Raw genomic sequence first — 12,123 nt, forward strand, 5'->3', positions numbered from 1 at the left:
AAAAAAAATAGACGCATGGTTTTCGCTTTTTATATCATTCTTTTTATATCCACTTTTGTATAAATGGAATTTGTTTTAATTCTTCTTTCGTAATAAATCTTAGGAAGAAAAGCAATAAGATATAAACAATAGTCAATACAAGTAACACCAAAAGAAAAAGGAAAATATTAGGAATCGTTGATACATAGATATTTTTCAATGCAAGTCCAACTCCAAATGTTAACAAAAGAAGAATACCCATCTTAACTAAATCTTTGAAGGGAATTGAAAAGTGTATGATCTTTTTAAGTGAAAATAAATGCAGCAATGTTACCAAAACAACTCCCATACACATTGCAAGAGCAACTCCCATAATTCCAAATTTTTCGTTAGATGCTAGTAAAAAAAGCATAATAAGTTTACAACCTGCTCCAATTAAACTGTTCCACATCGCGGGCTTTGCTAAATCAAGCGCTTGTAGTGTTGCTTGTAAAGGGGCTTGTATATAAAGTAAAATAAAAAAAGGAGCCATTAAAATTAAAAATTTGCTTGCATTATCGGTCCCATACATATAAATTAAAATTGGTTCTGCAAAAAGAGATAGTACGATTGTTGCGATAGCTCCTGATGCAAATGAAATCCTAATAGATTGGTGAATACGATAATGAATTAAATCGTTATACTTGTTCGCTTCTGCTTCAGAGATGGAGGGTACTAACGCAACTGATAAAGATTGGGTGATAAAAGTAGGTAAAAATAAAAGCGGCATCACGTAACCAGTCAACTCTCCGTATTGCTTTGTTGCCAATGTGGTAGAAATTCCAGCAATCGCTAAACTCTGGGCTACTAAAATAGGCTCTAAAAAATGTGTAAGGGACCCAATCATACGACTGCCCGTACTAGGTAAAGCAATTGAAAATAATTCTTTTAAGGTTTTCTTACTTGTTTTCAAATAAGAAAAGAAACGATATCTTATTTTTATTGTTTTTTTCCGTTTAAATAAATAGATCATGAATAAAAGGGAAGCAAGCTCACCTAATATAACACTAAACATTGCTCCTCCTGCTGCATATTCAATGCCAAAGGGAAGAAATAATTTAATGAATAACGCAACACATGTAATGCGCACAATTTGTTCAATAACCATTGAATAGCTTTGGGGTTTCATATTTTGCTTCCCTTGAAAGTACCCTCTCAAAATGGAAGAGATTGCTATGATAGGAATAATTGGACTAATTGCTAATAACGGATATAATGTACGATCATCTGTGAGTAATGTTTTTGCTATAATAGGTGCTCCCAGCATCATCCCTGTAGTGAAAATGATACTGGAGATACCAGTTATGATAAGTGACACAGTTAAAATTTTTTTCACTTTGTAGGGATCATTTTTGGCATCAGCCTCAGCAACCCGTTTCGATATTGCAATAGGCAATCCCAACTGAGTTAATGTCATGACTAAAAACAAAGTTGGTAAGGCCATCATATAAAGTCCAACCCCTTCTTCACCGAGAAAACGAGCAAGAACAAGGCGGTTGACAAATCCTAAGAATCGAGTAATCATTCCTGCGAAAATTAATATTAATGTACCTTGTAAAAAAGATTGTTTGGTCATTGCTTAAGACCTGCCTTCTCAAAAAATTAAATTTAATATACAATGATATATATGCAATAGAGTGGGCCAAGCATGACAAGAAGGTACATAATTTCATTGAAACGTAATGCAGGAGGTAATAAAGTGAAGACTTTTAAATCTGTTTCAGAATGGAAAACCTTTGTTAAACCAGCTTTAGAGAGCAAGGCTAATGAATTCCGTTTGCTAGGCTATACACAAGTAACCGATGAAGATATATGGGGCTGTTTAGAACATAAGATTTGGAAAGGTGATCCTAAAAAACGTTTATATGAAGTAGTCGGAGATATATTTCATCTCGGGTCAAATATTTATATGAGTTACCTGACATTGAATGCTCAACAGGATAATGATTTAATGAATTCCATTACCGCTTTAATGGGTGAAAACAGAAAAAATTAGTATTTTCAATGTGAATTGTATTACGTATGGATAAGTGGGAGGCAATCATAAATGAAAAACAGGGGTAAGATCGTTGCCTTTTTTCTAATTGTATTATTATTTGCTGGTACGATTGGAACAACGGTTACAGGAATAACAAAAGACATAAAGCTAGGACTGGATTTACAAGGCGGATTTGAAGTATTATACGAGGTTGAGCCTGTTGATGAAGGTCAAGAAGTTACAAAAAGTCTATTAGAAGGAACAGTGGAAACTTTAAATGACCGTGTAAATCGACTTGGCATTAGTGAAGCAAATATTGATATCGAGGGTAAAGATCGAATACGCGTTCAATTAGCAGGGGTTGAAGATCAAAATGAAGCTAGAGAAATGCTAGCCACTTCTGCCAGGCTTTCGTTTCGTGATGTAAATGACAAGGAATATTTAGATGGCTCTGATATTAAAGAAGGAAGTGCGAAACAAGATTTTGATCCACAGACAAATGAACCCATCGTTACTTTAAAGTTAAAAGATGCCAAAAAGTTCGGTGAAGTAACTGAAACAATTAAGAATATGGGAATACCGAATAATTTACTGGTCATTTGGATGGATTATGAGAAAGGTGACTCTTATGCAAAGGAAAGTCAGCAAGAAGATCCGAAATATATATATGCACCAAGTGTAACAAAAAGATTAAATACAACGGATGTACAAATAAATGGTGATTTTACAGTTGAATCTGCAAAGCAATTAGCTGACATCATAAATTCAGGTTCACTCCCTGTACATATGAAGGAACTTTATTCAACATCAGTAGGTGCTCAATTTGGTGAACATGCACTAAATAAAACTGTTTTTGCTGCATTTATTGGGATCGGTTTAATTTTTATTTATATGATATTTGTTTACCGTTTCCCAGGATTTATAGCAGCAATCAATTTAAGTATTTATATTTATTTAATCCTTTTGGTATTTGAATTGATGAACGGTGTTTTAACATTACCAGGAATAGCCGCTTTGATATTAGGGGTAGGTATGGCAGTTGATGCAAACGTAATTACGTTTGAGCGGATTAAAGAAGAAATAAGAGCTGGAAAATCAATGGTAGCATCGTTTAAAACAGGTACCAAAAACTCTTTAGCAACGATTGTTGATGCTAATATTACGACTTTATTAGCAGCCGGAATTTTATTTATGTTTGGTACAAGCTCGATAAAAGGCTTTGCTACCATGTTAATTGTAAGTATTCTGATCAGTTTTATTACCGCTGTCTTCGGTACAAGGTTATTATTAAGTTTATGGATAAGAATGAAATTTTTAAAGAATCGTCCTGGATGGTTCGGAGTAAACAAGAAAGATATTAAAGATATTAAAGATACAAAAGAAGAAACTCCAACGTTATTTAATCGTGAAGTTAACTTAATTCAACATCGAAAGAAATATTTTGTTGCTACGATTGTGTTAGTAGTAATAGGGATAGCGTCTTTAGCGATTTTTAAACTAAATCCAGGAATTGATTTTACCAGTGGGTCACGTATTGAAGTTTTAGCTGATCAAAGCTTGACAACGGAAACTATTAAAGAAGACTTAGAAAAGACCAATTTAGAAGCAAAATCTATTGTACTATCCGGTGAGAATAACGATATCGGTGTTGTCAGATTTGATTCTGTTTTATCTAAGGATAAAATAGCAGAAGTTAAGGAGCATTTTGAAAAAGAGTATGGCAATGAGCCTAGCGTTAGTGTCGTATCACCAATAGTAGGGCAAGAACTTGTGAAAAATGCGATAAAAGCGTTAGGTATTGCGGCTGTAGGAATGATTATTTACGTTACCATAAGATTTGAAATGTTTTTTGCACTTACAGCAATAATTGCTTTATTGCACGATGCATTTATTATTCTTGCTATTTTTAGTTTTACACGAATCGAATTTGATGTAACGATTGTTGCTGCTATATTAACGATCATTGGTTATTCCATTAATAATACAATTGTCGTGTTTGATCGGATTAGGGAAAATCTAAGAAAAATAAATAAGCGAATTCGTTCAACAACGGAGCTTGCAAAAATCGTGAATAGAAGTATCGTGCAAACTTTTTGGCGAAGTATAAATACATCCATAACAACAATGGTTGCTGTGCTGGCATTTTTATTCCTGGGTGCGGAGTCTATTACATCTTTCGCAATAGCTCTTGCTATTGGATTAATTGCTGGTACATACTCTTCTTTACTTCTCTCATCACAAATATGGCTCGCTTGGCGAGGGAAAAATATTAAAGAAAAGCCGGTATCTTTTGTTAAAAAGAAACGTGTGGAAGGTCCACAGGTTTAACGAAACCTTAAAGGTCTTTATAGCGTTTATATACGTTATAAGGACTTTTTTGTTAAAAAGACAGGGTTAAATTTTTTAAAAAAGGGTATTTTACGAACTAGTTAAAGGAGGATTTATATGAAAGGACAATCTTATGCTATTCTAGTAATAATATTTGTTATTATTGTTGCCATTTTTGCTGTGACAAACGTAGATACTGTAGAAGTTAATTATCTGTTTTGGAGTGCGGAATCACCATTGATATTCATTATATTATTTTCAGTCTTAATGGGAGGTATAATTACTGCAACCGCTGGTTTATTTAAGATGTATCGATTGCAGCGTGAAAATGGAACACTAAAAAAAGAAAACCAAAACTTGCAACATACAGTGAAGAAATATCTTCCAGCTGAAGAACAAGAAAAAATAATTGAAACAAAACAACAACCAGAAGGAAAGGAAAATAGGAATAAGTAAATCAGAATAATACGGATTGCGCCCCTTGACCCGCTTTAGTATAATGAATGGGTCAGGGGTGAATTTATGTTACAAAGTAAGTTGAAATGGAATTTTGCTGAATTGCAAGAAGGTAAAATAATTGAGAACCATGAATTAGATAATTTATCTCCCGTTATTAGAGAATTATTGTTACAGCGAGGTATTGCAACTAAAGAAGAAATGTACAATTTTTTACATCCTAATTTGGATAATTTATATAGTACTTCAGAAATAGATATGATTGATAAGGCTGTGAATCGTATACATATAGCTATCGCGGAAGGTGAAAAAATCTTAGTGTATGGAGACTATGATGCAGATGGAGTATGTTCTACAACTTTACTTTTGAAAACTTTGCAAGAGTTAGGCGCTAATTGTGATTTCTATATACCTAATCGATTCACAGAAGGATATGGACCAAATGAAGAAGCATTTAGAAAAGCCCACGATAATGACATTACATTAATTATTACTGTTGACAATGGTATTGCTGCTGTACATGAGGCTAACATTGCTAAAGAGCTTGGGATTGATCTAATTATAACAGATCACCATGAAATCCAAGAACAGTTACCTGATGCATATGCCATAGTTCATCCTAAATGTTCACCGAATTATTCATTTCAGGAATTGGCAGGAGTAGGTGTTGCTTTTAAACTTTCTGAACATCTGTTGGGATATTTCCCAAAAGATTTTTTAGATTTAGTCGCTATTGGGACAATAGCAGACCTTGTACCATTAGTAAGTGAAAACAGAATTTTAGCCCATTATGGACTGATAGCATTGACAACAACAAAAAACATAGGATTAAACGCTTTAAAGCAAGTATGTGAAATTGAAGGTAATGTTACGGAGGAAGATGTTGGTTTTCGAATCGGACCGAGGATCAACGCTGTGGGAAGGTTACAAAACGCTAGTTTGGCTGTTGAACTGTTAATGACAGAGAATCAATTAGAAGCAGAACAGTTAGCGGAGGAGATCCAGTCCTTAAATGAAGAAAGAAAAAAAATCGTCAGCAGCATCGTAAAAGAAGCAGAGCACATGGTGGAAGAAGACCGGGAAGCGAAAGTTATCATCATTGCAAAAGAAGGATGGAATGAAGGTGTTTTAGGTATTGTAGCTTCAAGGCTGGTTAAGAAGTATGATCGTCCGGCAATCGTTTTAGCTATTAATCCAGAAACCTCCCAAGTCAAAGGATCAGCGAGAAGTATACCGGCATTTGATCTATTTACAAATTGTATGAAGATAAAAAAATACTTTACACATTTCGGAGGCCACTCACAGGCAGCAGGCATGAGTTTCCCTTTGGAAAACTTATCTCTAATACAACATGATTTGAATCAAATTATTATAGAACAGCTTGAGGAAGATGATTTTAAGCAAGTAATCGACATCAGTAAGACTCTTGAAGTACATGAAATAAATGAAAAGCTAGTGAATGACATAAATCAGCTAGCCCCATTTGGTATGGATAACCCTAAACCTGCATTTCATTTAAAGGCTACTCCTAATGATATACGTCAAATAGGTAATTTAAAAAAACATCTTAAACTTCAATACAAAAACGAAGATAAAAAATTAGAAAGTATAGGGTTTAATATGGGAAGTTTATACCATCGTATATCTCCCCAAACACCAATATCAATTGTTGGCGAGTTAAGTATAAACGAATGGAATGGTTATAAAAAAGCCCAACTCATTATGAAAGATCTAAGAATTGACCAGTGGCAATTGTTTGATCATCGAGGAAAAAGGAATAAAGATATTGCAGCGTATTGTAACCCAAAAGCAAGGAATTTAGTAATTGGTCATCACAAGGACAGCACACATTTTCCCGGAAGTGCAAGGCATATCACCTATGAAACTGATTTGAATAATATTCCCGTAACGGATGCTTTATACATTGCTGACCTACCTAAGAAGCTAGATCAATTAAAGGCGATTATTCAAACGACAATGCCGATTAACATTCATGCTTGTTATAATATAGAAGATAGCACTTATTTAAAATCTATACCTTCAAGAGATGAATTTAAATGGTTTTATGGACTTATGATGAAACGGAAAATGTTAGATTTAAAGAAAGAATTAAAAGTTATTATGGATGCCAAAAAATGGTCAAAAGAGCGAGTTGTTTTCATAGCGAATGTGTTTTTCGAATTGGGATTTGTTAAGATAGACAATGGAGTAATACAACTGCAACAAAATCCAGTAAAAAAAGACCTAAAAACATCTGTCATATATCAAAAGCGATTACACCAAGTTGAAGTAGAAAAAACATTGTTTTATTCAACATATCATGATTTAAAAAAATGGTTTACAGATTGTACAAAACGCATGGAAGCCCCCAAGGAGGAAGTAATGTATGGATTATAAAAAATATGTTAAAATTGTTAAAGATTGGCCAAAAGAAGGAATTGAATTTAAAGATATTACTCCCTTAATGGATAATGGAGCAGCATATAAGGCTGCGATAGATGAAATCGTCACTTATGCTCGGAGTAAGAAAATTGATATTGTTGTAGGACCTGAAGCAAGGGGATTTATTATTGGTTGTCCAGTATCCTATGCTTTAGAAGTAGGTTTTGCGCCTGTGAGAAAGGAAGGAAAGCTCCCGCGGGAAGTGATAAAAGTTGATTATGGTCTGGAATATGGTGAAAATATACTAACCATCCATAAAGATGCTATAAAACCTGGACAACGTGTACTAATTACAGATGATTTGCTTGCTACAGGAGGTACAATAGAGGCTACAATAAAATTAGTAGAAGCTCTTGGGGGAATCGTCGTAGGTTGTGCTTTTCTTATAGAATTGTCCTATTTAAAAGGTTTACAAAAGCTAGACGGTTACGACGTGTTAACATTGATGAGTTACTAATTTTTACCTTTTAACCATGATTGTGGATAAATCTGTATTTTATTTGTAGAATATAAGAAAGGTCTGGCGGAATTATAATCGTTTATTCGTCAGGCCTATTATTATAAGCATTTAAATTATTTGAATGTTTATTTCTTTACTTTTTCTTAAAATTTATGAATACTATTAAGAAAGATCTTTTAAATTTTGTACAGCGGATAAGGTGGTTATATGGCAAAAGATGATATTTTGACAATAGAAGATGTTATAGGAAAAGCTACACGGTATCTTCCGGACGATGATATTGCTTTTATTCGCAGTGCATATAATTATGCTAAACAGGCACATAAAGATCAATATCGTAAATCTGGCGAGGCTTATATTATCCATCCAATCCAAGTCGCAGGTATCCTGGTTGAATTAGAAATGGATCCAGAAACGATTGCCGGGGGATTTTTACATGATGTTATAGAGGATACAAATATATCCTTTGAATCGATTGAGACGGAATTTAATCATGAGGTAGCAATGCTTGTTGATGGAGTAACGAAATTAGGTAAAATTAAATATAAATCAAAAGAAGCATTACAAGCTGAAAATCACCGAAAAATGTTCGTGGCCATGGCAAAAGATATTCGAGTAATCTTAATTAAATTAGCTGATCGTTTACATAATATGCGCACACTTAAACATTTACCACCTGAGAAACAACGACGTATTTCCAATGAAACATTAGAAATTTTCGCACCATTGGCACACCGCTTAGGTATATCTACTATAAAATGGGAATTAGAAGATACGGCACTTCGCTACCTTAACCCGCAACAATACTATCGCATTGTTCAATTGATGAAACAAAAAAGGGAACAACGAGAATCCTATATTAAAGATGTGATGGATGACCTTAAAGATCAATTTAAGGAAGTTAATATTGATGCAGATTTATCAGGTCGACCGAAGCACTTATATAGCATTTATCGTAAGATGGCTAAACAAAACAAGCAATTTAATGAAATATATGATTTACTCGCAGTTAGAATTATTGTAAATAGCATCAAAGATTGTTATGCAGTATTAGGTATTATTCATACTTGTTGGAAACCAATGCCAGGTAGGTTTAAAGACTATATCGCCATGCCAAAGCCAAATTTGTATCAATCCTTGCACACCACTGTAATAGGTCCTAAGGGAGATCCGCTTGAGGTGCAAATTCGTACGAAAGAAATGCATGAAATCGCGGAATACGGTATCGCAGCACACTGGGCATATAAAGAAGGAAAACAACTAAGTAAGGATAAGCAATCTTTTGAGGAAAAATTAACATGGTTTAGAGAAATTTTGGAATGGCAAAATGAAACGCACGACGCCGAAGAATTTATGGAGTCGTTAAAAGTCGATTTATTTTCCGACATGGTTTATGTATTTACGCCAAAAGGCGATGTGATTGAACTGCCGTCAGGATCTGTTCCTCTTGATTTTGCTTACAAGATTCATACGGAGATCGGCAACCAAACAATTGGGGCAAAAGTGAACGGAAAAATGGAACCACTCGACTATAAGCTAAAAAATGGCGATATTATAGAAGTAATGACTTCCAAACATTCTTATGGACCATCACAAGATTGGTTGAAAATTACCCAAACTTCTCAAGCAAAAAGTAAAATTAAACAATTTTTTAAAAAACAACGCCGCGATGAAAATATTGTTAAAGGAAAAGAAATTGTTGATAAAGAAATTAGAGCACTTAACATTGAACCGAAAGAAGCATTAATACCTGAAAATATGAAACGAGTGTATGAAAAATTTAACTTCACAAATGAAGATGACATGTATGCAGCAGTAGGCTATCAAGGGATAACTGGTGCTCTAATTGCCACAAGACTTACTGATAAAATTCGTCAGACTAGACAGCAGGAGCAGAATCTGGAAAAAACGATTGAAGAGGTAAAAAGTGAATCGAAAGATAAAAAATTACCGAAAAAAAATGCAGGAGTTAATGTTGAAGGTATTGATAATGTATTAGTACGTTTATCAAGATGTTGTAATCCCGTTCCCGGTGATAAAATCGTTGGTTATATAACAAAAGGACGAGGTGTATCTGTCCACCGGGCAGACTGTCCGAATATGCAAACAGAAGAGGCAAAACAACGCCATTTGGATGTTAAATGGGAAAATGAACAAACAACCACCAAACAATATCATGTGGATTTGGAAATCTCCGGTTATGATCGACGAGGCTTATTAAACGAAGTACTACAAGCAATGAATGAGATGAAAACAAATATGACGTTTGTAACTGGCAAATCAGATCGAAATAAAATGGCAGTTATTCAAATAACGATTCTCATTCACAATACAAAGCATTTACGTAAAATTGTAGAAAGAATAAAGCGGATTAAAGATGTATACACAGTAACTCGAACATTACAATAAATCTTTATCATAAAAGGAGTTCTTATTCATGAAGGCAGTAATCCAGCGAGCGAAAAATGCAACTGTAGCAGTTGATGCGGAAACGGTCGGTGAAATCGAGTATGGTTTTGTCGTTTTACTTGGGATAACACATGATGATACGGTGAAAGATATAGAATACCTCGTAAATAAAATTATTCATTTACGTGTTTTTGAAGATGAAAATAAAAAAATGAACCTTTCTTTAAAAGATGTACAGGGAAGCATTTTATCGATTTCACAGTTCACCCTCTATGGGGACACACGTAAAGGAAGAAGACCTAGTTTTATTAAAGCTGCAAAGCCTGATTATGCTAACGATTTATATGAACTGTTTAATCGGCATGTTGAAAAAGAAGGAATTACAGTAGAAACAGGTGAATTCGGAGCAATGATGAATGTCAGTTTTACAAACGAAGGCCCAGTGACATTAATTATTGATAGTAAAGAGCAATAAAAGCTGTCCTAAAAATGGACAGCTTCTTTTAGTTTTAATCCATATTTAATGAGAGAAATACTTCTGCAAGCCATTTACCATTCCTGAAACTATTTTCTGTTGATATCCATCGGTTAAAAGGAGTTGTTCTTTTTCTTTATTAGAAATAAATCCTAGTTCCACTAAAATAGCTGGCTTTAAATTTTGCCTTAGTACTTGGTAATCACCATAAGAAGAGCCTCTATCTTTTGCTTCCGTTTCTTTAATCAATTCTAGTTGTATAGAGTCAGCCAATTTCTTTTGTTGCTCATGGTAATAATAAGTACCTATTCCATTTGCATCTGGAATATTGGGAACACTATTGTAATGAATACTTATAAAAGCATCTATATTTTTCAAGTTAGATAGGCTTGTCCGGCTGGCCAGCGAAATATAATTATCTTTTTTTCTCGTAACGATGACTTCTGCACCAAGCATGTTTAGCTCGTTTTCTAATTCCTGAGCCGTTTTATAGGTCATCTCCTTTTCCAATGTATCACTTGCCCCAACGGCACCAACATCTTGACCTCCGTGACCAGCATCTATAATGATCGTCTTATTATTTAGTCCTTTTGAGCTGTTATCCATTTCCCTTTCTGCAAATTCCCTAAATATATATCCAGTTCGATTTTTATATGAAATCTTATACCAATTTCCCTTAATTGCTAAAATATCTAACACTGTTCCTTTTTTTACAAAATGAATAATCTTAGATTCATTCGAAGGACCTTCCCGAAGATGCGTATTAGCTTGTGAAATAACAATCTGTTTTTTAGTGTTTTTTCCTTTGGTCTGATCAAATTCTTTCTCTTTGATGGTTATAAAATCAGTCTTAACCCAGCCCGTGTCATCATATAGTTGAATTTCTGCCCATTCATTATTTATTTGTATAATCGGATAAACCTCATCCGGATTTGCCTGTTTTATTTTATCATAGGCAGTTCCAGGACCATTTCGAACATTTAAGTTCTCCGTATGAATAATCGCCTGCTTTGCAGAAACAATCATACTTCCTGCGAAAATTGAAATAAAAATGGTAAACATTAAGGAAACAGTTATTTTAGATGTTTTCATTTTATAAACCCCTTCATTTTAGAAAGATGCAATTCTTTCTAAAGTATAATAAAAACGATGCAATTAGGCAAAACTGTACATAGTTGAAGGAGGTTGCAAAAAATGCGAATTCATGACAAACAATGGCAATCCACAATTAACAAAAGTATAAATGATGTAAATTTTCATCGTTTTATTGAAATGGATGGGAAATATAATGCAATGGAAGTGGCTCAAGAATTAGGTATTTCGTTACGAGAAGTAAAAATGTTAAAGAAAAAAATAACACGTACTTGACATTAATTTAGGAAAACATTAATATTATAATCATTCAAACTAATTTGTGATATAATGCTAAGTTGAGATTATAATTGAAACCAATGATGGAAAAAGTAATTAGGGTCCATATGAAAAGAGAGAAAATGTCAATGGCTGAAAACATTTTTACATATTGGTCTAATGAAAGACATTCCTAAGGATCTATAT

The 12,123-nt window shown here is 33.9% G+C and carries 10 protein-coding genes and 1 other annotated feature (1 of these 11 only partly in view); of the genes, 8 read left to right on the forward strand and 2 right to left on the reverse strand.

All coding sequences use genetic code 11. The features are described from left to right. Positions 1-43: 43 nt before the first annotated feature. The gene (gene spoVB, locus GZ63_RS0110095; protein ID WP_029269177.1) at positions 44-1,594 is read right to left on the reverse strand and encodes a stage V sporulation protein B; all 1,551 of its coding nucleotides are present in this window, start codon (positions 1,592-1,594) and stop codon (positions 44-46) included. A gap of 123 nt (positions 1,595-1,717) precedes the next feature. Between spoVB and GZ63_RS0110100 the strand changes: the two genes are divergently transcribed. From GZ63_RS0110100 to dtd, 7 genes are all read left to right on the forward strand, one after another. Then, positions 1,718-2,014, forward strand: coding sequence for a post-transcriptional regulator (locus GZ63_RS0110100; protein ID WP_038221162.1), 297 nt, complete (start codon positions 1,718-1,720; stop codon positions 2,012-2,014). A gap of 51 nt (positions 2,015-2,065) precedes the next feature. Further along, a complete protein-coding gene (gene secDF, locus GZ63_RS0110105; RefSeq protein ID WP_029269181.1) occupies positions 2,066-4,324 on the forward strand; it encodes a protein translocase subunit SecDF in 2,259 nt (752 codons plus the stop codon). A gap of 117 nt (positions 4,325-4,441) precedes the next feature. Further along, positions 4,442-4,780 carry a LapA family protein gene (locus GZ63_RS0110110; RefSeq protein WP_029269183.1) on the forward strand — a complete coding sequence of 113 codons (339 nt, stop codon included), beginning with the start codon at positions 4,442-4,444 and terminating at the stop codon, positions 4,778-4,780. 66 nt (positions 4,781-4,846) lie between these two features. Beyond that, positions 4,847-7,177, forward strand: coding sequence for a single-stranded-DNA-specific exonuclease RecJ (gene recJ / locus GZ63_RS0110115; protein WP_029269185.1), 2,331 nt, complete (start codon positions 4,847-4,849; stop codon positions 7,175-7,177). Further along, entirely contained in the window at positions 7,167-7,679 is a 513-nt protein-coding gene (locus GZ63_RS0110120; protein WP_029269187.1) for an adenine phosphoribosyltransferase, read from the forward strand. Before recJ ends, GZ63_RS0110120 begins: the two co-directional genes overlap by 11 nt. 210 nt (positions 7,680-7,889) lie before the next feature. After that, positions 7,890-10,091, forward strand: coding sequence for a RelA/SpoT family protein (locus tag GZ63_RS0110125; RefSeq protein WP_029269189.1), 2,202 nt, complete (start codon positions 7,890-7,892; stop codon positions 10,089-10,091). A 28-nt stretch (positions 10,092-10,119) separates the two neighbouring features. Next, entirely contained in the window at positions 10,120-10,566 is a 447-nt protein-coding gene (gene dtd, locus GZ63_RS0110130) for a D-aminoacyl-tRNA deacylase (protein WP_029269191.1), read from the forward strand. A 45-nt stretch (positions 10,567-10,611) separates the two neighbouring features. On the opposite strand, the gene GZ63_RS0110135 is transcribed toward dtd, so the two are convergent. After that, the gene (locus tag GZ63_RS0110135; RefSeq protein WP_029269193.1) at positions 10,612-11,658 is read right to left on the reverse strand and encodes an N-acetylmuramoyl-L-alanine amidase; all 1,047 of its coding nucleotides are present in this window, start codon (positions 11,656-11,658) and stop codon (positions 10,612-10,614) included. Positions 11,659-11,760: 102 nt separating this feature from the next. Here GZ63_RS0110135 and GZ63_RS18150 point away from each other — a divergent pair, with 102 nt between their 5' ends. After that, positions 11,761-11,934: a hypothetical protein gene (locus GZ63_RS18150; protein WP_198020933.1), complete on the forward strand. Its 174-nt coding sequence runs from the start codon at positions 11,761-11,763 to the stop codon at positions 11,932-11,934. Positions 11,935-12,008: 74 nt separating this feature from the next. Then, positions 12,009-12,123: a binding site (T-box leader), on the forward strand (it continues 141 nt past the right edge of the window).

It is taken from the genome of Virgibacillus alimentarius (assembly GCF_000709085.1).
Lineage (GTDB): Bacteria > Bacillota > Bacilli > Bacillales > Amphibacillaceae > Virgibacillus_B > Virgibacillus_B alimentarius.

Coding starts and splice junctions, on each gene's coding strand:
- GZ63_RS0110110 (WP_029269183.1), top strand. CDS start 4,442: ATGAAAGGACAATCTTATGCTATTCTAGTAATAATATTTGTTATTATT.
- spoVB (WP_029269177.1), bottom strand. CDS start 1,594: ATGACCAAACAATCTTTTTTACAAGGTACATTAATATTAATTTTCGCA.
- recJ (WP_029269185.1), top strand. CDS start 4,847: ATGTTACAAAGTAAGTTGAAATGGAATTTTGCTGAATTGCAAGAAGGT.
- secDF (WP_029269181.1), top strand. CDS start 2,066: ATGAAAAACAGGGGTAAGATCGTTGCCTTTTTTCTAATTGTATTATTA.
- GZ63_RS0110135 (WP_029269193.1), bottom strand. CDS start 11,658: ATGAAAACATCTAAAATAACTGTTTCCTTAATGTTTACCATTTTTATT.
- GZ63_RS0110120 (WP_029269187.1), top strand. CDS start 7,167: ATGGATTATAAAAAATATGTTAAAATTGTTAAAGATTGGCCAAAAGAA.
- dtd (WP_029269191.1), top strand. CDS start 10,120: ATGAAGGCAGTAATCCAGCGAGCGAAAAATGCAACTGTAGCAGTTGAT.
- GZ63_RS0110125 (WP_029269189.1), top strand. CDS start 7,890: ATGGCAAAAGATGATATTTTGACAATAGAAGATGTTATAGGAAAAGCT.
- GZ63_RS18150 (WP_198020933.1), top strand. CDS start 11,761: ATGCGAATTCATGACAAACAATGGCAATCCACAATTAACAAAAGTATA.